Annotated in this window: 23 protein-coding genes and 1 pseudogene; 15 read left to right on the top strand and 9 right to left on the bottom strand. The window is 67.3% G+C overall.

Annotated features, from left to right (window positions below):
• Window positions 1-111 precede the first annotated feature (111 nt).
• The 8 genes from hppD (at window position 112) to tuf (AB0H76_RS20965) (ending at window position 8520) form a co-directional block, all read left to right on the top strand.
• Window positions 112-1290: a 4-hydroxyphenylpyruvate dioxygenase gene (gene hppD, locus AB0H76_RS21000; protein WP_357326459.1), complete on the top strand. Its 1179-nt coding sequence runs from the start codon at window positions 112-114 to the stop codon at window positions 1288-1290.
• 58 nt (window positions 1291-1348) lie between these two features.
• Complete coding sequence (locus tag AB0H76_RS20995; protein ID WP_357326457.1) at window positions 1349-1876, top strand: DUF3558 domain-containing protein; 528 nt, start codon at window positions 1349-1351, stop codon at window positions 1874-1876.
• Window positions 1877-1890: 14 nt separating this feature from the next.
• Complete coding sequence (locus AB0H76_RS20990; protein ID WP_357326454.1) at window positions 1891-2445, top strand: DUF3558 domain-containing protein; 555 nt, start codon at window positions 1891-1893, stop codon at window positions 2443-2445.
• Window positions 2446-2756: 311 nt separating this feature from the next.
• The gene (rpsL, locus tag AB0H76_RS20985) at window positions 2757-3131 is read left to right on the top strand and encodes a 30S ribosomal protein S12 (protein WP_297627061.1); all 375 of its coding nucleotides are present in this window, start codon (window positions 2757-2759) and stop codon (window positions 3129-3131) included.
• A gap of 1 nt (window position 3132) precedes the next feature.
• Window positions 3133-3603: a 30S ribosomal protein S7 gene (rpsG, locus tag AB0H76_RS20980; RefSeq protein WP_150399709.1), complete on the top strand. Its 471-nt coding sequence runs from the start codon at window positions 3133-3135 to the stop codon at window positions 3601-3603.
• Window positions 3604-3762: 159 nt separating this feature from the next.
• Window positions 3763-5865, top strand: a complete 2103-nt coding sequence (fusA, locus tag AB0H76_RS20975; protein WP_357326451.1) for an elongation factor G — start codon at window positions 3763-3765, stop codon at window positions 5863-5865.
• A 117-nt stretch (window positions 5866-5982) separates the two neighbouring features.
• A complete protein-coding gene (tuf, locus tag AB0H76_RS20970) occupies window positions 5983-7173 on the top strand; it encodes an elongation factor Tu (RefSeq protein WP_357326448.1) in 1191 nt (396 codons plus the stop codon).
• A 156-nt stretch (window positions 7174-7329) separates the two neighbouring features.
• On the top strand, window positions 7330-8520 hold the full coding sequence (gene tuf, locus AB0H76_RS20965) for an elongation factor Tu (RefSeq protein ID WP_357326445.1): 1191 nt from the start codon (window positions 7330-7332) through the stop codon (window positions 8518-8520).
• Window positions 8521-8532: 12 nt separating this feature from the next.
• On the opposite strand, the gene AB0H76_RS20960 is transcribed toward tuf (AB0H76_RS20965), so the two are convergent.
• The 3 genes from AB0H76_RS20960 to AB0H76_RS20950 all read right to left on the bottom strand — a co-directional run bounded on the left by AB0H76_RS20960 (window position 8533) and on the right by AB0H76_RS20950 (window position 11619).
• Entirely contained in the window at window positions 8533-9417 is an 885-nt protein-coding gene (locus tag AB0H76_RS20960) for a hypothetical protein (protein WP_357326442.1), read from the bottom strand.
• A 154-nt stretch (window positions 9418-9571) separates the two neighbouring features.
• Complete coding sequence (locus AB0H76_RS20955) at window positions 9572-10330, bottom strand: aspartate/glutamate racemase family protein (protein ID WP_357326439.1); 759 nt, start codon at window positions 10328-10330, stop codon at window positions 9572-9574.
• A gap of 86 nt (window positions 10331-10416) precedes the next feature.
• Entirely contained in the window at window positions 10417-11619 is a 1203-nt protein-coding gene (locus tag AB0H76_RS20950; protein WP_357326436.1) for an FAD/NAD(P)-binding oxidoreductase, read from the bottom strand.
• A gap of 304 nt (window positions 11620-11923) precedes the next feature.
• Between AB0H76_RS20950 and AB0H76_RS20945 the strand changes: the two genes are divergently transcribed.
• Window positions 11924-12280, top strand: coding sequence for an SPW repeat protein (locus AB0H76_RS20945; protein WP_357326434.1), 357 nt, complete (start codon window positions 11924-11926; stop codon window positions 12278-12280).
• A 5-nt stretch (window positions 12281-12285) separates the two neighbouring features.
• The gene (locus tag AB0H76_RS20940) at window positions 12286-12909 is read left to right on the top strand and encodes a helix-turn-helix domain-containing protein (protein WP_357326431.1); all 624 of its coding nucleotides are present in this window, start codon (window positions 12286-12288) and stop codon (window positions 12907-12909) included.
• Here the strand turns inward: AB0H76_RS20940 and AB0H76_RS20935 are convergent.
• The 4 genes from AB0H76_RS20935 to fusA (AB0H76_RS20920) all read right to left on the bottom strand — a co-directional run bounded on the left by AB0H76_RS20935 (window position 12897) and on the right by fusA (AB0H76_RS20920) (window position 16691).
• Window positions 12897-13301, bottom strand: a complete 405-nt coding sequence (locus AB0H76_RS20935) for a hypothetical protein (protein WP_357326428.1) — start codon at window positions 13299-13301, stop codon at window positions 12897-12899. The genes AB0H76_RS20940 and AB0H76_RS20935 overlap by 13 nt on opposite strands.
• A 44-nt stretch (window positions 13302-13345) precedes the next feature.
• On the bottom strand, window positions 13346-14161 hold the full coding sequence (locus AB0H76_RS20930) for an alpha/beta hydrolase (protein ID WP_357326426.1): 816 nt from the start codon (window positions 14159-14161) through the stop codon (window positions 13346-13348).
• Window positions 14162-14230: 69 nt separating this feature from the next.
• A complete protein-coding gene (locus AB0H76_RS20925; RefSeq protein WP_357326423.1) occupies window positions 14231-14464 on the bottom strand; it encodes a hypothetical protein in 234 nt (77 codons plus the stop codon).
• Between the two features lie 130 nt (window positions 14465-14594).
• Window positions 14595-16691 (bottom strand): elongation factor G, encoded by a 2097-nt coding sequence (gene fusA / locus AB0H76_RS20920; protein ID WP_357326420.1) that lies wholly within the window; start codon window positions 16689-16691, stop codon window positions 14595-14597.
• Between the two features lie 298 nt (window positions 16692-16989).
• Between fusA (AB0H76_RS20920) and AB0H76_RS20915 the strand changes: the two genes are divergently transcribed.
• A complete protein-coding gene (locus AB0H76_RS20915; protein WP_357326417.1) occupies window positions 16990-17727 on the top strand; it encodes a DNA alkylation repair protein in 738 nt (245 codons plus the stop codon).
• A 4-nt stretch (window positions 17728-17731) separates the two neighbouring features.
• Here the strand turns inward: AB0H76_RS20915 and AB0H76_RS20910 are convergent, their stop codons facing one another.
• Both AB0H76_RS20910 and mftR2 read right to left on the bottom strand, forming a co-directional pair.
• Window positions 17732-18787, bottom strand: a complete 1056-nt coding sequence (locus AB0H76_RS20910; RefSeq protein ID WP_357326415.1) for a ferredoxin--NADP reductase — start codon at window positions 18785-18787, stop codon at window positions 17732-17734.
• A gap of 64 nt (window positions 18788-18851) precedes the next feature.
• Entirely contained in the window at window positions 18852-19490 is a 639-nt protein-coding gene (gene mftR2, locus AB0H76_RS20905) for a mycofactocin system transcriptional regulator MftR2 (RefSeq protein ID WP_357326412.1), read from the bottom strand.
• 250 nt (window positions 19491-19740) lie between these two features.
• Between mftR2 and mftA the strand changes: the two genes are divergently transcribed.
• From mftA to mftF, 4 genes and pseudogenes are all read left to right on the top strand, one after another.
• Window positions 19741-19842 carry a mycofactocin precursor MftA gene (mftA, locus tag AB0H76_RS20900; RefSeq protein WP_357329783.1) on the top strand — a complete coding sequence of 34 codons (102 nt, stop codon included), beginning with the start codon at window positions 19741-19743 and terminating at the stop codon, window positions 19840-19842.
• A gap of 16 nt (window positions 19843-19858) precedes the next feature.
• A pseudogene (gene mftB / locus AB0H76_RS20895) lies at window positions 19859-20101 on the top strand (mycofactocin biosynthesis chaperone MftB); the annotation flags it as partial.
• Between the two features lie 87 nt (window positions 20102-20188).
• On the top strand, window positions 20189-21400 hold the full coding sequence (gene mftC / locus AB0H76_RS20890) for a mycofactocin radical SAM maturase (protein WP_357329781.1): 1212 nt from the start codon (window positions 20189-20191) through the stop codon (window positions 21398-21400).
• Between the two features lie 217 nt (window positions 21401-21617).
• Window positions 21618-23021 carry a mycofactocin biosynthesis glycosyltransferase MftF gene (gene mftF, locus AB0H76_RS20885; RefSeq protein WP_357326410.1) on the top strand — a complete coding sequence of 468 codons (1404 nt, stop codon included), beginning with the start codon at window positions 21618-21620 and terminating at the stop codon, window positions 23019-23021.
• Window positions 23022-23027 lie beyond the last annotated feature (6 nt).

Here is a 23027-nt window from a genome sequence, read left to right as displayed (position 1 = left end):
GCTATTCAAATTGTCCAGCATCAGGGAGCTCCAGCTAGCCGAATTCGCCACAGTGTCTACAGAAAAATGTCGCTGTTGCCTACTGCCGTGTGACGCCGGTCTCCTAGGGTTATGACCATCGAGCATCTGCCCTCCGACGGCGAGCTACGTGGCCTCGTCGGCCTCGTCGACCATGACACCAGTGTCGATCCGTTCCCGGTCCTGGGCTGGGACGCCCTGGTCTGGGTGGTCGGCAATGCCACCCAGTGCGCCCACTTCCTGCAATCGGCCTTCGGTATGCGCCTGGCGGCCTATTCCGGGCCCGAGACCGGCAACCGCGATCACAAGGCCTACGTCTTGCACAGCGGCGCGGCACGTTTCGTCATCACCGGCGCCGTCGACCCGGACAGCCCGCTGGTCGGTCATCACGACCGGCACGGCGACGGCATCGTCGACATCGCGCTGGAGGTGCCCGACGTGGACCGCTGTATCGAGCAGGCGCGCAAGCAAGGCGCGACGATCCTGGTCGAACCGCACGACGACACCGACGAATTCGGCACCGTGCGCTCCGCCGCCATCGCCACCTACGGCGAGACCCGGCACACCCTGGTCGACCGTTCCCGCTACGACGGCCCCTATCTGCCGGGCTTCGTCACCCGCGAGTCCGGTTTCGAGCCGCGGCCCGGCCGGCCGGCCCGGTTGTTCCAGGCCATCGACCACGTCGTGGGCAACGTCGAACTCGGCAAGATGGACGACTGGGTCGAGTTCTACCGCCGCGTCATGGGTTTCACGAATATGGCCGAGTTCGTCGGCGACGACATCGCCACCGACTATTCGGCGCTGATGAGCAAGGTCGTGGCGAACGGCAACCATCGGGTGAAGTTCCCGCTGAACGAGCCGGCGGTGAGCAAGAAGCGCTCCCAGATCGACGAGTACCTGGATTTCTATCGCGGCCCCGGCGTCCAGCACATCGCCCTGGCCACCAACGACATCCTGACCTGTGTCGACGCGCTGCGCCGCGAGGGCGTCGAATTCCTGGACACCCCGGAGACCTACTACTCCGACCCCGAACTCCGCGCCCGCATCGGCCACGTCCGGGTCCCGGTCGAGGAACTACAGCGCCGCGGCATCCTGGTCGACCGCGACGAGGACGGCTACCTGCTGCAGATCTTCACCAAGCCCCTCACGGACCGCCCCACCGTCTTCTTCGAGCTGATCGAACGCCACGGCTCCCTCGGCTTCGGCAAGGGCAACTTCAAGGCCCTGTTCCAGGCCATCGAGCGCGAGCAGGAGGCCCGCGGCAATCTGTAAGCGACCGAGCGGGTCTCACCGCCGGGGCGGTCGCGGCCGAACCCAGTAGAGTTCAGGCATGCGGATCTCGTCGGCGCTCATCACCGGTTTGGCCTTGGCGTTGACGCTGTCGGCCTGCGGGTCCGGCGGCGGCTCCGACGGTGACGACACCCCGTTGCGGCCGCCGCCGCGGGTCGCCTCGCTCGGCCCGTTCGTCGGCGAGTGCGGGCACGTCACCGACGACGAGGTGCAGCGCCTGGCCGGTCTGCCGCGGATCTCGCGGGCGTTCAAGAATTCCACCGGCTGCAACTGGGAGTCCTCCGGCTCCTCCTCGCCCAGCGTCACCTTCGCCTCCTATCGCGGCAGCCCGATCGATCGGGAGAAGGCCTGGGTCAGCACGGCCGGGCGCGCGCCCGAGACGATCGAGGTGGGCGGCCGCAAGGGCTGGAAGGGGCTGGATCCGAGCGGGCAGATCTGTGATCTCGCGGTGCAGCTCGACGACGACTTCTTCGAATGGTCGATGTCCTACGGCCTGTTCGCGGCGAGCGCGAACCCGTGTGACAACGCCTACAAACTGGCCGAGCTGACTGTGCAGCGGCTCGGATGAGGGGGACCACGCGCATGGGGGCATTCCGGTCCGCCGGAGTCGCGGCGACCGCGCTCGCACTGGCGGCGACGCTGTCCGGCTGCGGGCAGACGGTGCCGGGCTCGGCCTATCCCGCCGGCGGTAGCGGCGCCGGTGAGTCGATCAACACGAACTTCGACAAGCTGCTGCGCGAGTGCGAGGTGGTCGCCCCGGAGAAGATCGGTGAGGCCGTGGGCAATTCTCAGATGGTGCAGGGTTCCTTCAACGGCGCCGTGTGCATGTGGGACATCGAGGACGCACCCGGCGGCGTGGCAATGGTCACACTTGCCTGGTACGAGGTCGGCTCGCTGAACAACGAGAAGCTCAACAACGATAAACTGGGGTACACCAGCGAGAACATCGTTGTACAGGGCAGTCGCGGTTTGCAGACGCGCCGCCCGAACGACCCGGACTCCTGCGGTGTCACCGCCAGTGCGGCCGATACCGGCGTCGTGAGCTGGTGGATCAACTACCGCGCGGGTTCCAGCCACCCGGATCCGTGCCAGGGCGCCAAGCAACTGCTCGAGTTGACCTTGAACAGGGCCCGCTAGTTGCAGCCGTAGCGACTGCTTGCAGGTCGCTCGAAAGGGTCGGTTCGGGACCCCGTTTTGCACCTCTCTCGAGGTCACGGGTATCGTGGACCGCTGTGCCCGGAAGCATGCGGGCAAGTTCGTGATTCCACTTAGGCCAGCGAAAGCGGCCGACCTTCCCGGCGTGCCCGGAAATAGGTTTGTGTGCGAAGCGCGACACGCCCGACCTCGGGACGCGAGAAACGTGGACGGACGTGCGGGTTCGGTAGCTCGAACCACAAAAGACATGAAGTTCCAGACACCGCGTTAGACAAAACAAGGAAAGCCGGTCTATGCCAACCATCAACCAGCTGGTCCGCAAGGGTCGTCGCGACAAGGTCACCAAGACCAAGACCGCGGCCCTCAAGGAGAGCCCGCAGCGTCGTGGCGTGTGCACCCGCGTGTACACCACAACGCCGAAGAAGCCGAACTCGGCGCTGCGTAAGGTCGCGCGCGTTCGCCTGACCAGCGCGGTAGAGGTCACGGCCTACATCCCGGGCGAGGGCCACAACCTGCAGGAGCACTCGATGGTGCTCGTGCGCGGCGGTCGTGTGAAGGACCTCCCGGGTGTGCGCTACAAGATCATTCGTGGCTCGCTCGACACCCAGGGCGTGAAGAACCGCAAGCAGGCTCGCAGCAAGTACGGCGCCAAGAAGGAGAAGAGCTGATATGCCACGCAAGGGCCCCGCACCCAAGCGTCCGCTGATCAACGACCCGGTCTACGGATCGCCGCTGGTCACTCAGCTGGTCAACAAGATCCTGCTGGACGGCAAGAAGTCCACCGCCGAGCGCATCGTCTACGGCGCGCTCGAGCAGGCGCGCGACAAGACCGGCACCGATCCGGTCGTCACCCTCAAGCGCGCGCTGGACAACGTCAAGCCCGCCCTCGAGGTGAAGCCCCGTCGTGTCGGTGGCGCCACCTACCAGGTGCCGGTGGAGGTCCGTCCGGGCCGCTCCAACACCCTGGCGCTGCGCTGGCTGGTCAACTACTCCCGCGCCCGTCGTGAGAAGACCATGGTCGAGCGCCTGGCCAACGAGCTGCTCGACGCCAGCAACGGCCTCGGCGCTTCGGTCAAGCGTCGCGAGGACACCCACAAGATGGCCGAGTCCAACCGGGCCTTCGCGCACTACCGCTGGTGATTACCGCCCGGCCCATCGCTCGTGTGGGGGCCGGAAGGTAGTCACAGTCGGGGGCGGCACTTCGGTGCCGTTCCCGACGTTGACATAGTGGACCTGACAAGGTCCGACACCCGAATCCCAACACGCTGATATACGACAAGCAGAGCGGGGAAGATTTCCGTGGCACAGGACGTGCTCACCGACCTCAACAAGGTCCGCAACATCGGCATCATGGCCCACATCGACGCGGGCAAGACGACCACAACCGAACGCATCCTCTTCTACACCGGTATCACCTACAAGATCGGTGAAGTCCACGATGGCGCCGCCACCATGGACTGGATGGAGCAGGAGCAGGAGCGTGGTATCACCATCACCTCCGCGGCCACCACGTGCTTCTGGAACGACAACCAGATCAACATCATCGACACCCCGGGTCACGTCGACTTCACCGTCGAGGTGGAGCGTTCGCTCCGCGTGCTCGACGGCGCCGTTGCCGTGTTCGACGGCAAAGAAGGTGTTGAGCCGCAGTCCGAGCAGGTGTGGCGTCAGGCCGACAAGTACGACGTCCCGCGCATCTGCTTCGTCAACAAGATGGACAAGCTCGGCGCCGACTTCTACTTCACGGTGCAGACCATCAAGGACCGCCTCGGCGCGAAGCCGCTGGTCATCCAGCTGCCGATCGGCGCTGAGGACACCTTCGAAGGCATCGTCGACCTGGTCGAGATGAACGCCAAGGTCTGGAAGGGCGAGACCAAGCTCGGCGAAGAGTACGAAGTCGTCGAGATCCCGGCCGACCTGAAGGACAAGGCCGAGCAGTACCGCCAGGAGCTGCTGGAGGCCGTCGCCGAGTCCGACGACGCGCTGATGGAGAAGTTCTTCGCCGGCGAGGAGCTCTCGCTCGACGAGATCAAGGGCGCCATCCGCAAGCTGACCGTCAACTCCGAGCTCTACCCGGTGCTGTGTGGTTCCGCGTTCAAGAACAAGGGCGTTCAGCCCATGCTCGACGCGGTCATCGACTACCTGCCCTCCCCGCTGGACGTCGAGGCCACCACCGGCCACGTGCCCGGCAAGGAAGAAGAGCTGCTCACCCGTCGGCCGAGCGTCGACGAGCCGTTCTCGGCGCTGGCGTTCAAGATCGCCGTGCACCCCTTCTTCGGTGAGCTCACCTACATCCGGGTGTACTCGGGTCAGGTCGCTTCCGGTGCCCAGGTCGTCAACTCGACCAAGGGCAAGAAGGAGCGTCTGGGCAAGCTCTTCCAGATGCACTCCAACAAGGAGATGCCGGTCGCTACGGCTTCCGCCGGTCACATCTACGCCGTGATCGGTCTGAAGGACACCACCACCGGTGACACCCTCAGCGACCCGCAGAACCAGGTTGTCCTGGAGTCCATGACCTTCCCGGATCCGGTCATCGAGGTCTCGATCGAGCCCAAGACCAAGTCCGACCAGGAGAAGCTCGGCACCGCGATCCAGAAGCTGGCGCGCGAAGATCCGACGTTCTCGGTGAAGCTGGACCAGGAGACCGGCCAGACCGTCATCGGCGGCATGGGCGAGCTCCACCTCGACATCCTCGTGGATCGCATGAAGCGCGAGTTCAAGGTCGAGGCGAACGTCGGTAAGCCGCAGGTGGCCTACCGCGAGACGATCACCAAGAAGGTCGAGAAGCTCGAGTTCACCCACAAGAAGCAGACCGGTGGCTCCGGCCAGTTCGCGAAGGTCATCATCGCCCTCGAGCCGTTCATCGGCGAAGATGGCGCGACCTACGAGTTCGAGAACAAGGTCACCGGTGGCCGCGTTCCGCGCGAGTACATCCCTTCGGTGGACGCCGGTGCGCAGGATGCCATGCAGTACGGTGTCCTCGCGGGCTACCCGCTGGTGAACCTGAAGGTCAGCCTGCTCGACGGCGCCTACCACGACGTCGACTCGTCGGAAATGGCCTTCAAGATCGCCGGCTCGCAGGCCCTGAAGGAAGCGGCCCGTAAGGCCGGTCCGGTGATCCTCGAACCGCTGATGGCGGTCGAGGTCATCACGCCCGAGGACTACATGGGCGATGTGATCGGCGACCTGAACTCCCGCCGTGGCCAGATTCAGGCCATGGAGGAACGCAGTGGTGCCCGTGTCGTCAAGGCGCTGGTTCCGCTCTCGGAGATGTTCGGCTACATCGGTGACCTGCGGTCGAAGACCCAGGGCCGAGCGAACTACTCCATGGTGTTCGCCCAGTACGCGGAGGTTCCGGCCAACGTGTCCAAGGAGATCATCGCCAAGGCGACCGGCGACTAGAACCGATCGGGGCCGGTTTGTAAGACTGGCCCCTATCAGCCGGGAGTCATGCACGACCCCCAGTAATAACCGCACTGCTGCAAACGCACGCACCAACAAGTCCAGGAGGACACCACAGTGGCGAAGGCGAAGTTCGAGCGGACGAAGCCGCACGTCAACATCGGCACCATCGGTCACGTCGACCACGGCAAGACCACGCTGACTGCAGCGATCACCAAGGTGCTGGCTGACAAGTACCCGGATCTGAACGCGGCGTTCGCGTTCGACCAGATCGACAAGGCGCCGGAGGAGAAGGCTCGTGGTATCACGATCAACATCTCCCACGTCGAGTACCAGACGGAAAAGCGCCACTACGCGCACGTCGACGCTCCGGGCCACGCGGACTACATCAAGAACATGATCACCGGTGCGGCGCAGATGGACGGCGCCATCCTGGTGGTCGCTGCCACCGACGGCCCGATGCCGCAGACTCGCGAGCACGTGCTGCTCGCCCGTCAGGTCGGTGTTCCTTACATCCTGGTCGCGCTGAACAAGTCCGACATGGTCGACGACGAGGAAATCCTCGAGCTCGTCGAGATGGAGGTCCGCGAACTGCTGGCCTCGCAGGAATTCGACGAGGATGCGCCGGTCGTGCGTGTCTCCGGTCTGAAGGCGCTCGAGGGCGACCCGAAGTGGACCGAGTCCATCGTCGAGCTGATGAACGCCGTCGACGAGTCGATCCCGGAGCCGGTCCGCGAGACCGAGCTTCCGTTCCTGATGCCCGTTGAGGACGTCTTCACGATCACCGGTCGTGGCACCGTCGTCACCGGTCGTATCGAGCGCGGCATCCTCAACGTGAACGAGGAAGTCGAGATCGTCGGCATCCGCGAGAAGAGCACCAAGACCACCGTCACCGGTATCGAGATGTTCCGCAAGCTGCTCGACCAGGGCCAGGCCGGCGACAACGTCGGTCTGCTGGTTCGTGGCATCAAGCGCGAAGATGTCGAGCGTGGCCAGGTCGTCGTGAAGCCGGGCACCACCACCCCGCACACCGAGTTCGAGGGCCAGGCGTACATCCTGTCGAAGGATGAGGGTGGCCGCCACACCCCGTTCTTCAACAACTACCGTCCCCAGTTCTACTTCCGTACGACTGACGTGACGGGCGTTGTGACCCTGCCCGAGGGCACCGAGATGGTCATGCCCGGTGACAACACCGAGATGTCCGTCAAGCTGATCCAGCCGGTCGCCATGGACGAGGGCCTGCGTTTCGCGATCCGTGAAGGTGGCCGCACCGTCGGCGCCGGTCGCGTCACGAAGATCGTCAAGTGAGTCTCTGACTCGCTGATCACCGAACGGCGTCGCCCCGAAAGGGGCGGCGCCGTTCGGCGTTTCCGTCGCTGAAGCTGCCGCGTAGCGGTGTTCTCCGGGTCTATCGTCGGGTTGGGGGGTAGTTCCACCAGCTAGGCCCAGGGAGAAGGTGTTCCGGTGGCGAAGGCGAAATTCGACCGGACCAAAGTTCACGTGAATATCGGCACGATCGGTCATGTCGACCACGGCAAGACGACGTTGACCGCGGCGATCACGAAGGTGCTGAGCGATAGGTATCCCGGGCTCAACGCGATGGCCGCCTTCGATTCGATCGACAAGGCGCCGGAGGAGAAGGCGCGCGGCATCACGATCAATATCGCGCACGTCGAATATCAAACGGAGCGTAGGCATTACGCGCATGTGGACGCGCCCGGCCACGCCGACTACGTGAAGAACATGATCACCGGTGCGGCGCAGATGGACGGCGCGATCCTGGTGGTGGCGGCCACCGACGGCCCGATGCCGCAGACTCGCGAGCACGTGCTGCTGGCCCGGCAGGTCGGCGTGCCCTCCATCCTGGTCGCGTTGAACAAGGCCGATCTGGTCGACGACGAGGAGATCATGGAACTCGTCGAACTCGAGGTTCGCGATCTGCTCGGCGCACAGGAGTTCGACGAGGACGCGCCGATCGTCCGGGTTTCCGCGTTGAAGGCGCTGGAGGGTGATCCGGCCTGGACCGCGTCCATCCTCGAATTGCTCGATGCGGTAGACGAATTCATTCCCGAGCCGGTCCGCGATACCGAAATGCCGTTCCTCATGCCGGTCGAGGATGTCGTCACCATCACCGGCCGCGGCACCGTGGTCACCGGCCGGATCGAACGCGGCGTCCTCAAATTGAACGATGAGGTCGAGATCATCGGCATCCGCCCCAAGCGCCTCAAAACCCATGTCACCGGCATCGAGATGTTCCACAAGCTGCTCGATCAGGGCCGAGCCGGCGACGCGGTCGGCCTGCTGCTGCGCGGTGTGAAGCGCGAAGATGTCGAACGCGGTCAGGTCGTCGTCAAGCCCGGAACCACCACTCCCCATACCGAATTCGAAGCCCAGGTCTACATCCTCGGCAAGGCCGAGGGCGGCCGCCACACCCCCTTCTTCAACAATTACCGCCCCCAGTTCTACTTCCGCACCACCGACGTCACCGGCGTGGTCACGCTCCCGCCGGGCACCGAAATGGTCATGCCCGGCGACAACACCGAAATGACCGTCACCCTCATCCAGCCCATCGCCATGGACGAGGGCCTCCGCTTCGCCATTCGCGAGGGCGGCCGCACCGTCGGCGCCGGAAGGGTAACCAAAATCCTCGTGTAACTCGCTGCGCGGTCAGCGGATTCGCCAGCGTGGCGGCCGGCTCGCGGCGCTGCGGGCGATGGCTCGGCGGAACCGGGCCGCCACCGGTCCGAAGTCGTCCAGATCGCGACCGGTCCAGCGCACCACCTGGCCGCCGAGCGCGCGCAGCGCACGGTCGCGCTGCCGGTCGTCCGGTGATCCGCCGCCGTACTCACCGATCACGTGGTATTCCGGCAAGAGGAAGTCCACCCGGCCCAGCGAACCGCCCAGCTCGTCGAGGATTTCGGTCTGCAGCCGCGGTGGTGGGAGGAACGCGAAATGCAGGGCGACCCGGCTGCTGGATTCGCCGGGGCTCTCGCTGCGCCCGTCCATGAAAAGGATGGCCTGCCGGGCCTGTGACAAGCCTCGCCTGCGCTGCCAGCGGTGCAGGGCGTCGATCAGCTGCTCGGTGCCGAGCCCGTAGCCGCGCAGGGCGGCGTCCCCGGTGACCACGGCATCACGGAACGACGTGGTGCGGGCCAGGTCGGCGATCGTGCGGGCCGGGGTCGTCACCAGAACCCCGTCGACCACCGTGACCTCGTCCTCGTCGAATCGCGTGCTGTGCAGGTGCAGGTTCCTCGTCAATCGCCCGCCGGTTATACGATTCACGGTCGCGTGCACTTGTCGGTCGGGTTGTTCGGTCAGCGGCAGGCCGTGCAACACCGCGGCCGACTGATGGCTGATCGCGACGCCGGCACCGAGCACGCCGGTCGCCGCCTTGATCGCCAGCCGGTGCCGCGCATACGGGTCGGCGGCACCGTGGGCATACGCACCGGGTCGCAGGCGGGTCAGCCGCCCGCTCGCACAAGCCCGGCGCAGATCGTAGTCCGTCACGCCGTGCGTCAAAGCGGTCTTCCGAAGCAGCAATTCATCGGCCATGCAGCAAGGATGCGCCGCACCGCGGCCGCCGAGTTTCCGAAAGACCCCTGCCTGTGGATAACGTTCACGCTGTGGATAACTACGAACGGTGTTGTAGCGCAGTCTATTTCGGTGTTCGAACAATCATGATGTGGCCACCCGGCAAGAAATCGGGTCAGAGGGTGGCGCCGAGCAGGCGGCCGGGTTCGAAGTGGGCGGCCGAGGCGGGGAGGGCGCCGGGGCGGCCGCTGGTGAGGACGGTGACTTTGCCGGTGCCGGGTGCGAGGTTCAGCGCGTCGAGGCGGCGCAGGGTTTGGGCGGCGACGGCTTCGGCGCTGTCGAAGAGGCGGACGCCGGCGGGGAGGGCGGCGATGATCTCGTCGACGACCAGGGGATAGTGGGTGCAGCCGAGGACGACGCCCTCGACGTCGGCGGGGGATTGTTCGGCCGCGCGGGCGATGGATTCCTTGGCGCCGGCAAGGTCGCCGCGGTCGATCGCGTCGGCCAGGCCGTGGCAGGCGACGCCGACGACCCGTGCGGCGCCGGCGAATCGGGCGATCAGGTTGGCCTGGTACTTGCTCGCGGTGGTCGCCGCCGTCGCCCAGACCGCGACCGAGTTGCACACGGCCGCGGCGGGTTTGATGGCGGGGACGGTGCCGATGACCGGCACGTCGGGGCCGACTTCGGCGCGCACCTGCTCGAGCGCGGTGACGCTGGCGGTGTTGCACGGCAGCACGATGACCTGCGCGCCGTGGCGCAGCGAGTTGCGTGCCGCCTCGACGACACGATCGACCACCCACGGTTCCGGCTTCGGCCCCCAGGGCGCGCCGGCGGGATCGGTTTGCAGCAGCAGATCGACCTCCGGCCGCAGCTTACGCAGCCACGCGGCCGTCGGTAGCAGCCCCAACCCGGAATCGATGAGCGCGACGATCACTTGTCCACCGTATTACAGCGGACGCGTGCCACCCCCATTGCAGCCTCAGCATTCCCCTGAGCAACACTGCTGCGCGCGGGATCCGGTCAGGTCGCCGCCGGCGTCAGTAGCTCGGTGATCGGCGTCCGGGTGGCGAGTTTGGCGCGAGTCTTCATGACTTTCCCGGTCAGACCGGCCCCGACGACCCCGGTGAGTATCCCGTCCTGCGCGTAGTAGGCGAGGAACTTCCGCCCGTCGTCGCTGACGATGGTGACGTCGTCGGCGGCGTTGGGTGTGCCGAGGGCTTGAATCTTCACCTCGTACTGATCGCTCCAGAAGTACGGGACCTGGGCGGCGCCGGGCGCGACGAGCCCGAGCAGCGCGCAGGTGAGGAGTTTGGCCTGTTCGCCGGCGTTGGTCCAGTGTTCGACGCGCTTGCGGTGGCCGGTGTCGTGCAGCCAGGCGGCGACGTCGCCGACCGCCCAGACACCGTCGGCGGAGGTGCGGCCGACCTCGTCGGTGAGCACGCCGCCACCGGCCGCGGGCTCGGCGAGTTCGATGCCCGAACCGTCGAGCCAGTCGGTGACGGGCCGGGAGCCGACGCCGATGACGACGAGGTCGGCGGCGATCTCGGTGCCGTCGGAGAGGCGGGCCCCGCGCACCCGGCCGGCGCCGTCGGCGAGGAAGGTGTCCAGGCCGGTGCCGCAGCGCAGATCGACGCCCTCGGCGCGGTGCATCCGGGCGACGAGCGCGCCGACCTGTTCGCCGAGGACCGAGGCCAGCGGTGTCGCCTGCGGTTCGACCAGCACGACGTCGACGCCGCCGGCCCGGAAACTGGCGGCCACCTCGCAGCCGATGAATCCCGCGCCGACCACGAGAGCCTTTTTCGCGCCGCCCAATTCGGCGCGCAGCGCGGTGGCGTCGGCGTGATCGCGCAGCACGTGCACCCCGCGCAGATCCGGCAGGCCGGGCAGGCGGCGCGGGCGCAGGCCGGTGGCGATGACGAGCTGGTCGTAGTCGAGCAGGCTGCCGTCGGCCAGCCGGACCTGCCGGGCCGCGGTGTCCACGCCGACCGCCGCGGTGTCCAGCCGCAGGTCGATCTGGTTCTCGTCGAAGAATTCCGCGGGCCGCAGGGTGGTGTCGTCGGTTTCGCCGCGCACGAACTGCTTGGACAGCGGCGGGCGGTCGTAGGGCAGCCGAGACTCCTCGCCGATCAGGACGATTCCGCCCGCGAAACCCGCGCGGCGCAGTTCCTCGGCGGTGCGCAATCCGGCCAACCCGGCTCCGACAATCACAATCGGCGCTGTCATGCCGCCCTACCTTTCGATGCCGGGGCGGGGTGACCCGCCGGGGAATGCTGCGGACGAGGAGGAATCGGTGTACGGCGCTGCGGGTCTGACTGCCGTGGGATACCCACCCACGGCAGCGGTGCAACCTGCCGAGTCCGCTGTCCGCCCACGATGTCACCCTAACGGTTGCTTGGTTTTCCTGGTTTGTGTCCGCTGTCACATCTGAATGTCGCTGCGGCAACGAGTGTGCACAAATATTGATCGGGCGGTCAATCAGGTATATACCGGGAGGTAGGACACATTTTCAGCCTTCAGGAGGCACATTATGTTCACCGATAACCGGGCTCAGGACGGTCTCGCCGTCGCCCTCGGCGTTTTCGCCGCACTGTCCACGCTCTGGGTCGCGACCAACGACAACGCGTTCTGGGCGCTGATCATCCTCGGCGCGCTGATCGCGCTGACAGGTCTGGCGCGGATCTACCGCGCATCGCTGGCCGCGCTCGGCTACGCGATGGCGCTGTGCGGCGCGCTGCTGTTCGTGTCGCCGTGGGTGTTGGACTTCACCGACTACTTCGGCGCATCCTGGACGGCATGGGTAGTCGGGGTGGCGACGGTGGTGGTCGCAGTGGCGGCGCTGCCGATGGTGTCGAGTCGTCTGCACAGCATGGCGCCGCACCACTGACGCGCATGCGCAAACCCCCGCGGCCCGGGCGCCGCCGTAGCGCGAAAGTGGACGGCGACGCCCGGCAGCTCATTCTGGACGCCGCCGAACAGCTGTTCGCCGCACAGGGTTTCGACGCGACGCCGACGGCCGCGCTCGCGTCCGCCGCCGGCGTGCCGAAAGGTCTTGTCTTCTACTACTTCCCGACCAAGGACGCGATCCTCTCGGCGCTGATGTCCGAGCGGGTCCCGGCCCAGCCCATCGCCGACATCGGCACCGTCGTCGCGCCCGGCGATCCGGCCGCCAGCCTGGTCAATCTGGATGCCGCGCTGAACCTGCGCGATCATCACTCCTCGGTGCTGCGGGTGATCATGTGGCGCGAGGCCGACACCCACCCGGACGTGCGCCGCCAGCTCCGGCGGCTGCGTGATCAGCTGCTGGAGGTGACCGCCCGGGTGCTGGAGGCCAGCGCGCCCACCAAGGTGCGGCCGGGGACGGTGAAAGCCTGTGCGACCGCGTGGGTATCGACGATGTTCGCGCTCGCCAGTACCGATCGGCTCCAGGCGCTGGACGGTGTCACCCTGCCGCACGCCGACGAGGTGCTGAACATCGCGCAGGTGGTCGCGGCGGGAATGACTCAGCTGGGGTGAGGTTTGCGGCCCGACCCGGTGTCGTCGCGCCGGGTGCGCGGGCCGGATTCGGTGCGTGCGGCCCCGCTCGTCGTGCGGCGCGGACTCGGCGCCGCGTCCGCCGGCCGCACATTGCGCAGGCCGGTGTCGGCGGCCGGCGGCCGCGCGGGGCTCGTGCGCCGGAGTTCGGGAGTATCCGTGCGGGCGACCTGGGCCGGCTGGCCGGGGGTGTCGGTGCGCCAGCGGTTCTGGCAGGCCGGGCAGGCCCAGCGCGGTTCGGTGCCGGTGATCACGCAGCCGCCCATCTGGGCCAGGCCCGCTTCGACCTTGTCCATGACCGCGGCCGAGGGGAAGCCGTAGATGATCGGGACGCCGTTGGCGCCGCACCGGGGACAGGTTGCGTGTTCGGCCATCTGTCCAGTGTGCACCCCGGGATGCCCTGGCCGGTGTCGCTCGGTTAGCCCTGCCGAGTGGTGAGGAAGCCGGTGACGTCGGGCGCGAAGCACCGGTGCTTGATCGCGCCCATGTGACTTGCGCCGGGGTAGATGATCAAGTGCGAGTTGGGGATTCCGTCGGCGGTGTGACGGAAGTTCGCGGGCGGGTAATAGCCGTCGCGTTCGCCGCCGATCACCAGCGTCGGTGCGGTGATGTCGGACAGGCGCCCGTCCAGATCGAAGGCATCCTCGGCGCGCACGAACGCGAGGGTGTCGGCCGGGTCCTTCGGCCGCACGAGCGGGTCCAGCAGCCACATGCCCGCCGCCGCGGCGCGCGCCAGCAGCGGATTGCGGAAACCGGCCGACGCCATGTGATGCAGCGCGCGTTCGCCGCGTGCCGCGGCCTCGGCGTACTTCACCTGGGAGGCGGAGGCGGCGCGCTCCAGTCGATAGCCCGACGAGGCGACGACGAGTCTGCGCACGGCGGCCGGATGATCGGCGGCCACCTGCAGCGCTACCGAACCGCCGGAGGAAATGCCGAGAATATCTACGGCGGCACCGAATTCGGACTGGAAGGCGTCCGCGTGCTGGGCGGCGATGTCGGCCATTGTGGTGTCGGCGGCCATGGCCGGGGCCCGCCCGACGGCGTACACCCGGAAGTTCCGGGCCAGCGGCGCAAGGGTTTTGATCTCCGCGTCCCGCATCCAGCCGGTGGGATTGGCGTGATCGGCGGAGAACCAGCGCAGAAATATCAGCGGTTTCCCGGAACCCAGTGCGAGAAAGGGCAATCCGTACTTCAGCCGACCCTCGATGATGCCCAGCTCGGTGTCGCGGCTCATTGATTCCTCCTACGCGCCGTAGTACGAAACCGGGACCTTACCCGTGCGTACCGACAATCTTTCGGCCTCCTAGTACGCCGGCCGGGCGAACAGTGCCGAGAGTGCGCGCGCCGCGCCCTCCGGATCTCGCCACAGTTGCTTACACGAGGAGCATTCCCACTGCGGATCGTCGGCGGACACCGTGCAGCCGCCTAGTCGAATCTGCCCGAGCATCGCCATGACTCGTGCCTTGGTGATCGGCAGTCCGTACAGAATCGGTATTCCGTCGTGCCCGCATGCCGGGCAGCGACCTGAGCTCGCCATACTTCCGCGTCCTTCCCGCGCCGGTGAGGGGTAGCCGGGATATCGGGTCGTTACTGCGACACGTACCCGCGACACGCAAGGGCAATCAGGACAGCACCGCCGCCGTCGCAGCGACGGTGCTGTCCTGTTCTCAGCCGGTCTCGGCGATGATCGCGGTGGCCACCGCCGCCGGAACCTGCGCGTAGGAGTCCAGGACCATGGCGTAGTTCGCCCGGCCCTGGGTCTTGGAACGCAGGTCGCCGATGTAACCGAACATCTCCTTCAGCGGCACCAGTGCCCGGATGACGCGCGCGCCCTTGCGCTGCGTCATCGACTGCACCTGGCCGCGGCGGGAGTTCAGGTCGCCGATGACCTCACCCAGGTAGTCGTCCGGGGTGACGACCTCGACGGCCATGATCGGTTCCAGCAGCGCCGGACGCGCTTTCGCGATCGCCTGGCGCACGGCCTGCGCACCCGCGGCGCGGAACGCCAACTCCGAGGAGTCCTGCACGTGCGCGGCGCCGTCGAGCAGCGCGACCCGCACATTCACCATCGGATAGCCGGCGAGCACACCGGTGCGCAGGGCATCCTGCGCGCCGGCGTCGACCGCGGGCACGTATTCCTTCGGCACCCGGCCGCCCACGACCCGGCTCTCGAACTCGTAGACCGCGCCGTCCGTCGCCGCGAACGGCGCCACCGCGATCACCACCTTGGCGAACTGGCCGCGTCCACCCTGCTGCTTGCGATGGGTGTACTCGTGCCGGTCCACGGTGGCGGTGATGGTTTCGCGGTAGGCCACCTGCGGCTTGCCGACGTTCGCCTCGACTTTGAACTCCCGCTTCATGCGGTCGACCAGGATGTCGAGGTGTAACTCGCCCATGCCGCCGATGACGGTCTGCCCGGTCTCGGCGTCCACCCGCACCGAGAAGGTCGGGTCCTCCTCGGCGAGCCGCGCGATGGCGGTGCCCAGCTTGTCCTGATCGGATTTGGTTCTGGGCTCGATGGCCACCTGGATGACCGGGTCCGGGAAGGTCATGGACTCGAGCACGATCTGATCGTGTGGATCGCACAGGGTGTCACCGGTGGTGGTGTCCTTCAGTCCGATCACCGCGCAGATCTGCCCGGCCGTGGCCTCCTGGATCGGATGCTCGGTGGTCGAGTGCATCTGGAACAGCTTGCCCAGGCGCTCTTTTCGTCCTTTCGTCGAGTTGACGACCGCGGCGCCGGTGGCGGCGCGGCCCGAATACACCCGCAGGTAGGTGAGTTTGCCGAAGAACGGGTGCGCCGACACCTTGAACGCCAGCGCCGCGAACGGCGCGTCGGTCTCCGGTGCGCGGTACAGCGCCGTGCTCTCGTCGGCCGGCGAATGACCTTCGGCCGCACCGGCATCCAAGGGCGAGGGCAGGTAGTCGAGCACCGCGTCGAGCAGTGGTTGCACGCCCTTGTTCTTGAACGCCGAACCGCACAGCACCGGGTAGGCCGCCGAGCGCACCGTCAGGCGCCGGATCGCGTCCTTGATCTCCGCGACCGCGAGCGGCACCCCGCCGAGGTACTTCTCCAGCAGTGCCTCGTCGGTCTCGGCGACCGCTTCGAGCAGCTCGCGCCGGTACCGCTCGGCGAGCTCGCGCAGGTGCTCCGGGATCTCGGCGATCTCGTAGCGCTGCCCGAGTTGGGTTTCGCCGCGCCACAGCAGGGCCCGCATCTCGATCAGGTCGAGTACGCCGTCGAAGCTGTCCTCGGCGCCGATCGGCAGCTGCACCACAAGGGGTTTCGCGCCGAGCCGGTCCGCGATGGTGCGCACGGTGTAGAAGAAATCCGCACCGAGCTTGTCCATCTTGTTGACGAAGCAGATCCGCGGCACGTCGTACCGGTCGGCCTGGCGCCACACCTGTTCGGACTGCGGCTCGACACCCTCCTTGGCGTCGAAGACCGCGACCGCGCCGTCGAGCACGCGCAGCGAACGCTCCACCTCGACGGTGAAGTCGACGTGGCCCGGGGTGTCCAGGATGTTGATCTGGTGCTGATTCCAGAAACACGTGGTCGCCGCGGCGGCGATGGTGATGCCGTGCTCCTGCTCCTGCACCATCTTGTCCATGGCGGCGGTGCCGTCGTGTACTTCACCGATCTTGTAGGTGACGCCGGTGTAGAACAGGATGCGTTCGGTGGTCGTGGTCTTGCCCGCATCGATGTGCGCCATGATGCCGATGTTGCGGACCCGGCCCAGATCGGTGGCCATTGCACGTGTCATGGGAATTCCCCATTCCATCAACTAGTTTCGTCTATGTGAGACGCTCGCCCAGTTGATGCGTTCCGGGGACGGCACGAGCAGTCGGTCCGCGGCGCTGCGACAGCGCGCCTGCGAGACACCTGCCGAATTACCGCGATTGCGGACGTGCTGTAACCATGCCTCCATGTCTACCGGGGCCCGGGATGCTTGTCGACCGAATTTCGCCCCGGCGGCGAAACGCGCGGTCGTCCTGAGCGCGGCGCGCCGCCGCGCGGTGTTGGATTGGCACGACCACAGCGCCGACCACCGGGAGGATTCCGTGACCGAAGTACCCACCGCCGCGCACGTTCGGGCCGCGCTGGCGGAGGTCGCCGATCCCGCCGACGCGATCCATCTGCAACGCTTCTTCAAGACCGGGCCGGGGGAGTACGGCGAGGGCGACGTTTTCCTGGGGGTGCGCGTGCCCGCCACCCGCGCTATCGCGAAACGCTATGCCGGACTGGAGCTTTCCGAGATAGATCAGCTCCTGGACAGCCCGGTGCACGAGGAGCGGCTGGCCGGGCTGGTCATTCTCAACGCCCGGTTCGCGAAGGCGGCCAAACCGCGCACGCTCGACGTCGCGGGCCAGGAGCAGATGGTGCGGTTCTACTTGGCCGCGGTGCACCGCGGCCGGGTGAACAACTGGGATCTGGTCGACAGCTCGGCCGAGCACATCGTCGGTCCATGGCTCCTGGAGCGTCCCCGCGATCTGCTTTTCGCACTGGCGCAGTCGGATTCCCTGTGGGAGCGCCGGGTCGCGCTGCTGTCCACGTTCGCGTTCATCAAGGCGGGCGACGCGTCGACCACCTTCGAACTCTGCGAACAGCTGCTCGACGACCGGCGCGATTTGATCCAGAAGGCGGTCGGCTGGATGCTGCGCGAGGTGGGCAAGCGGGTGGACCGGCTGCTGCTGCTCGGCTTCCTGGACCGCAACGCGGCCCGAATGGGCCGCACCGCACTGAGTTACGCGACCGAGCACCTCACGCCGGACCAGCGCGCGCACTACCGCGCGCGGTAGCCGGCTAGAACTGGATCTTGAGGTGGTCGGTCACCGGGCGCGCCTGGCAGCCGAGGATGTACCCGTTCTCGATGTCCTCGGGATCCAGGATCTCCGAATTCTCCATCTCCACCTTGCCTTCCAGCACGGTGCAGGCGCAGGAGCCGCACTCGCCCTCCTGGCAGGAGTAGGGCACGTCCAGGCCCTTGGCGAGCATGATGTCGACCAGGGTCTGCTTGCGCGGCCAGGCCAGCTGGTGCACCTCGCCGTCGAGTTCCACCTCGACGGTGGCGGCGTCGGCCGCGTCCGCGTCGGAGACCTCGACCGGCGCCTGATCCGCGAACGGGTCGCCCGCAAGGGAATTGAAGACCTCGGCGTGCGTGCGATTGCGCGGCACCTCGACCTGGGCGAGCGCGTCGTGCACCCGATCCATGAACGGCTTGGGACCGCACATGAACGCCTCGTAGCCCGAGTACGGGCGCACCAGCGTCGCCAGTCCGTCGACCGAGGGCAGGCCCTGCAGGTGCTCGAGCCAGTGGATCACGGTGAGCCGCTGCGCGTTCTTGTCCGAGAGCTCGCGCAGTTCGTCGGCGAAGATGACCGAGTGCGGGTCCCGATTGGCGTACACCAGCACGATTCGGCCGTTGCCGCGCGCAAGCGCCGACTTCAGGATCGACATCACCGGGGTGATGCCGCTGCCCGCGCCGAACAGCAGCAGGTCCTCGTCGAGGTCCTTCGGCGTGAAAACACCCGAGGGCGGCAGTACTTCGATCTGGTCGCCCGCTTTGACGTTGTCGCACAACCAGTTCGAGCCGTACCCGCCCTCGGTGCGCTTGACCGTCACCTTCGGCTTGTCGTCGGTGTAGGGCGAACTGGCCAGGGAGTAGCAGCGCGCCACCGAGCCGGTCTGCTCGCTGGGCACGCGCAGCGTCAGGAACTGGCCCGGCCGGTAGGCGAACTTCTCGAGCGACTCGTCGGGGATGTCGAAGACCAGCGAACAGGTGTCGGCGGTTTCGGCGATCACCGCGGCAACCCGCAGCACGACGGACCGGGAGCCGTGGGGAACTTCGACCGTAGTCATCGCTGCCTCTCGAACGTGGTCTGGTGGCTGTGCCTCAGGACCAAAACTAGAACGTGTTTCAATTTTATCGTACGTCGGGGTCCGGCTGCCGGACAAGCTGAGCCTCGAGACCGGCGACGAGAACCTCCATGCCGAAGTCGTAGGCATAGTGCCCGCGCAGATCGGTCATGTACTTCGTGGCCCGCTCCACCACGTCGGGCAGGGCCACCTCCGAGATCGGGGAGCGGTCCTTCGGGTTCACCCGGCGGCGGCCGAACAGGTAGGTGTGGATGGTCGCGTACGCGGCGAGCACGTTGCGATCGTTGAACCCGGCCTCGGCCAGGATCTCCATGATCGCGGCGATCAGGTCCAGCTGTTTGCCCAGCATCTGCTCGATCAGCACATCGCCGAGTCCGGGATGCTTGCGCAGCTTCTCGTCGATCTGGTCGATCAGATCGCGCAGCCGCTCCTGCCAGGGGCCGGATTCCGGTGGTGGCTTGCGCACTCCGGCCAGAGCGGCGGTGGCGACCAGGTCCAGCAGCTCCCGCTTGTCGGCGACGTAGTAGTACGGCGCCATCGGCGAAACGCCTAGTTCGCGGGAGAGTCGCCGCATGGACAGTTTCTCCACGCCGTCCTCGCGGACGACACGCAATGCGGCCTCGACGATCTCCGGCTCCGACAGCGTATTGCCGCCCCCGCTGGCCTGCATCCGTCCGACTCCCATGCCACCTCTGCACCGCGGGCGTGTGGCGCCCGTCACGTTCTGTTCAGCTGCTTTCCACCGGAAGTCTAGAGTGCCGACTACGGGCGCTGTCGGCGCGCGGGGGGCTGGGGGCGGACTGGGGAGCACGGCCCGAGCCTGCGGAGCCGGCCGCGGCGGCGCAAGGGCCCGTCCCATCGATTGGAACGTGTTTCATTTTTGTACCGCTTCTGGTTAGTGTGTGACTGGGACTACACATACGGAGGTTGTCATGATGCACACGTGCCACGCACCCAGCGACACCGAGAACGCCGAGCTCGTCGAGGAGACCCTTATCGAAGAGGTCTCGATCGACGGCATGTGCGGCGTCTACTGATCCGCGGGTGACAACGATGCTCGATCTCGATACGCCATGGCAGCTGCATCCCCGGGTGTCCCTGCGCCCGGAGCCGTTCGGCGCGCTGCTCTACCACTTCGGTACGCGCAAGCTGTCTTTTCTGAAGAACCCGAAGATCGTCGAGATCGTGCGATCGCTGCCCGAACACGCCACGGCGCGTACGGCTCTGGCGGCGGCCGGGATCTCCGGCGATCGCGCCGCGCCGTACCTGCGTGCGCTTGCGCAATTGGCCGAGGGTGAGATGATCGTCGGCGCGCCGACGCGTGTGGCCGGCGCCGTGGGCGCCGAGCCCGCGCCGGCGCAGGCCGTCCGGCCGAACGCGGGGGTGGTCCCGCGGTCGGACGGTGCCGCCGGGGACAAGGCGGTGCGGCTGATCGACCGGTTCGAAACCGGTCTGGCCGCCCCGATCTGTCTCACCTGGGAACTCACCTACGCCTGCAATCTGTCCTGCGTGCACTGCCTGTCCTCCTCGGGCCGGCGCGATCCGCGCGAGCTCAGCACCGAGCAGTGCAAGGCGCTGATCGACGAGTTCCAGCGCATGCAGATCTTCTACGTGAACATCGGCGGCGGCGAACCGACTGTGCGCCCGGACTTCTGGGAGCTCGTCGACTACGCCACCGCACACGACGTCGGAGTCAAGTTCTCCACCAACGGTGTTCGGATCACCCCCGAGGTCGCGCAGCGGCTGGCCGCCAGTGACTATGTGGACGTCCAGATTTCGCTGGACGGCGCGGACGCCGAGGTGAACGACGCGGTGCGCGGGCCGGGCTCCTACGACATGGCCATTCGCGCCCTGGAGAACCTGGCCGCGGCCGGTTTCCAGGACGCGAAGCTGTCGGTGGTGGCGACCCGCCACAACATCCCGCAGTTGGACGAGTTCAAGGCCATCGCCGACAAGTACGGCGCCACACTGCGTTTGACCCGGCTGCGGCCCTCGGGCCGCGGCGCGGACGTCTGGGACGAGCTGCACCCCACCCAGGATCAGCAGCGCATGCTCTACGACTGGCTGGTCGCCAACGGCGACGGCGTGCTCACCGGCGACTCGTTCTTCCACCTGTCCGCCTTCGGCGAGGCACTGCCCGGTTTGAACATGTGCGGCGCGGGCCGCGTGGTCTGCCTGGTCGACCCGGTGGGCGACGTGTACGCCTGCCCGTTCGCCATCCACGACACCTTCCTGGCCGGAAACGTGGTGTCCGACGGCGGATTCCAGAGCGTGTGGAGCACCTCGGAGCTGTTCGCGGAGCTGCGCACGCCCAGCGGCGGCGGAGCTTGCTCGAGCTGCGCGCACTATGATTCGTGCCGGGGCGGCTGCATGGCGGCGAAGTTCTTCACCGGACTGCCCGCCGACGGCCCGGACCCGGAATGCGTGCAGGGTTACGGCGAGGCGGCGCTGGCGGATTCGGGACGGACCATTCCGCGGTCGTCGGTGGATCATTCGCGCAAGGCCGCGCGCAAGCCGCGCAAGTCGGGGCCGATTCCGTTGACGCTCACCACGCGTCGGCCGTCGCGGTCCTGCGATGAAAGCCCGCTGGGCTGAGACACGCCCGGCGCGCGGGACACGCCCAAGTTGCCAGTGATGCGCTGGCATGCGGAAATTCGTGGGCCGACGCGCCGGGCACCTTCAATTGCCATCGGTTTGCTGAATGGTGGAATCTGCTCCGTGGCAATCACATCGCAACGCAATCACAAAGAATTCTGCCCGACTCCCGGTGCCAATGATGCCTACGCGTGAATCTGCGCCTAGCATGCCAGGAATGCGCCAAGATCGTCTGCCCGATGGATTCGGGGTACGGATCGATCCACGAGTACGTGCGTATTCCGGGGGCCGCATCCTGATCGGCGGCTCGCCCGCACGGTTGCTGCGTCTCGCCCCGGAAGCGGCCGAGATGATCGGCGACGGCTACCTCGAGGTGACCGATCCGAAATCCGCGGTTGTTGCACGGCGACTGCTCGACTCCGGGGTCGGCAATCCGCGCCCGCGGTTGCTGCCGTCGCTGGAGGACGTGACGGTCATCGTCCCGCTGTACAACAACGCCGCGGGCCTCATGCGTTTGCTGGCAGCCCTGCGCGGGCACAACGTGATCGTCGTCGACGACGGCTCGGATCAGCCCGTGCAGATCCCGCCGGACCGCGGGACGCGCTGCCGGGTGACGGTGCTGCGGCACGACCGCCGGCAGGGCCCGGCCGCCGCGCGCAACGCCGGGCTGCGCGCCGCGACCACGGACTACGTCGCGTTCCTCGACTCCGACGTGGTGCCGCGCAGCGGCTGGCTCGAGGTGATGCTCGGGCACTTCAGCGATCCGGGTGTGGCGCTGGTCGCGCCGCGCATCGTCGCGCTGGACCCGGAGTCCACCACGCTGGCCCGCTACGAGCACACCCGCTCGTCGCTGGATCTGGGCCGGCGCGAATCCGCCGTGCACTCCCGGGGCCTGGTCTCCTACGTGCCCAGTGCCGCGCTGCTGGTGCGGCGGCGCGCGCTGCTGGCCGAGGGCGGCTTCGACGAGTCCATGGAGGTGGCCGAGGACGTCGATGTGTGCTGGCGGCTGGAGAAGTCGGGGTGGCGGCTGCGCTACGAGCCCGCCGCGCACGTCGCGCACGATCACCGCGTCTCGTTCCGCTCGTGGTTCGGCCGCAAGCTGTTCTACGGCACCGGCGCCGCGCCCCTGGCGCAGCGGCACGAACCGGGGATGGTGACGCCGCTGTCGCTGCCGACCTGGACGGTGGTGGCCGCCTTCCTGTTCGGCACGCTTTCCGGGTGGGGTCTGTTCGGCGGCGTGTTCACGCTGGTGGCGGCGCTGGTGCGGCTGCGCCGGGTCTTCGCCGGGCTGGACAACCCGACCCGGATCGCGGCGATCTACCTGTCGCGCGGATTCTTCTCCGGCATATGGCGTTTGGCGTCGGCGGTGTGCCGGCACTACTGGCCGGTCACGCTGCTGGCGATGCTGTTCTCGCGCCGCATCCGCCGGATCGCGGTGACCCTGGCGCTCGCGGACGGGCTGGCCGACTGGTTCACCCACCGGGATGCCGGCGGGCTGGATCCGTTCCGCTACATCGCCTACAAGCGCCTGGACGACATCGCCTACGGCACCGGCCTGTGGCTCGGCGCGTACCGGGCCCGCAGCGTCGAGGCGCTGAAACCCACGGCGCCCCCGCACTGAGCGAGC

The sequence above is a fragment of the Nocardia sp. NPDC050712 genome (assembly GCF_040654295.1).
GTDB lineage: Bacteria > Actinomycetota > Actinomycetes > Mycobacteriales > Mycobacteriaceae > Nocardia.
Note: the sequence above shows the minus strand (reverse complement) of the source record. Positions and strands in the feature narration are given on the sequence as shown.

What these genes read in the sequence shown, in the direction of transcription:
- AB0H76_RS20930 (WP_357326426.1), bottom strand. Translation starts at nt 14,161, where the DNA reads ATGAGCCGCGACACCGAGCTGGGCATCATCGAGGGTCGGCTGAAGTAC.
- hppD (WP_357326459.1), top strand. Translation starts at nt 112, where the DNA reads ATGACCATCGAGCATCTGCCCTCCGACGGCGAGCTACGTGGCCTCGTC.
- AB0H76_RS20990 (WP_357326454.1), top strand. Translation starts at nt 1,891, where the DNA reads ATGGGGGCATTCCGGTCCGCCGGAGTCGCGGCGACCGCGCTCGCACTG.
- AB0H76_RS20960 (WP_357326442.1), bottom strand. Translation starts at nt 9,417, where the DNA reads ATGGCCGATGAATTGCTGCTTCGGAAGACCGCTTTGACGCACGGCGTG.
- mftF (WP_357326410.1), top strand. Translation starts at nt 21,618, where the DNA reads ATGCGCCAAGATCGTCTGCCCGATGGATTCGGGGTACGGATCGATCCA.
- AB0H76_RS20995 (WP_357326457.1), top strand. Translation starts at nt 1,349, where the DNA reads ATGCGGATCTCGTCGGCGCTCATCACCGGTTTGGCCTTGGCGTTGACG.
- AB0H76_RS20935 (WP_357326428.1), bottom strand. Translation starts at nt 13,301, where the DNA reads ATGGCCGAACACGCAACCTGTCCCCGGTGCGGCGCCAACGGCGTCCCG.
- AB0H76_RS20910 (WP_357326415.1), bottom strand. Translation starts at nt 18,787, where the DNA reads ATGACTACGGTCGAAGTTCCCCACGGCTCCCGGTCCGTCGTGCTGCGG.
- mftA (WP_357329783.1), top strand. Translation starts at nt 19,741, where the DNA reads ATGCACACGTGCCACGCACCCAGCGACACCGAGAACGCCGAGCTCGTC.
- rpsG (WP_150399709.1), top strand. Translation starts at nt 3,133, where the DNA reads ATGCCACGCAAGGGCCCCGCACCCAAGCGTCCGCTGATCAACGACCCG.
- rpsL (WP_297627061.1), top strand. Translation starts at nt 2,757, where the DNA reads ATGCCAACCATCAACCAGCTGGTCCGCAAGGGTCGTCGCGACAAGGTC.
- AB0H76_RS20925 (WP_357326423.1), bottom strand. Translation starts at nt 14,464, where the DNA reads ATGGCGAGCTCAGGTCGCTGCCCGGCATGCGGGCACGACGGAATACCG.
- mftR2 (WP_357326412.1), bottom strand. Translation starts at nt 19,490, where the DNA reads ATGGGAGTCGGACGGATGCAGGCCAGCGGGGGCGGCAATACGCTGTCG.
- AB0H76_RS20945 (WP_357326434.1), top strand. Translation starts at nt 11,924, where the DNA reads ATGTTCACCGATAACCGGGCTCAGGACGGTCTCGCCGTCGCCCTCGGC.
- fusA (WP_357326420.1), bottom strand. Translation starts at nt 16,691, where the DNA reads ATGACACGTGCAATGGCCACCGATCTGGGCCGGGTCCGCAACATCGGC.
- AB0H76_RS20940 (WP_357326431.1), top strand. Translation starts at nt 12,286, where the DNA reads ATGCGCAAACCCCCGCGGCCCGGGCGCCGCCGTAGCGCGAAAGTGGAC.
- AB0H76_RS20950 (WP_357326436.1), bottom strand. Translation starts at nt 11,619, where the DNA reads ATGACAGCGCCGATTGTGATTGTCGGAGCCGGGTTGGCCGGATTGCGC.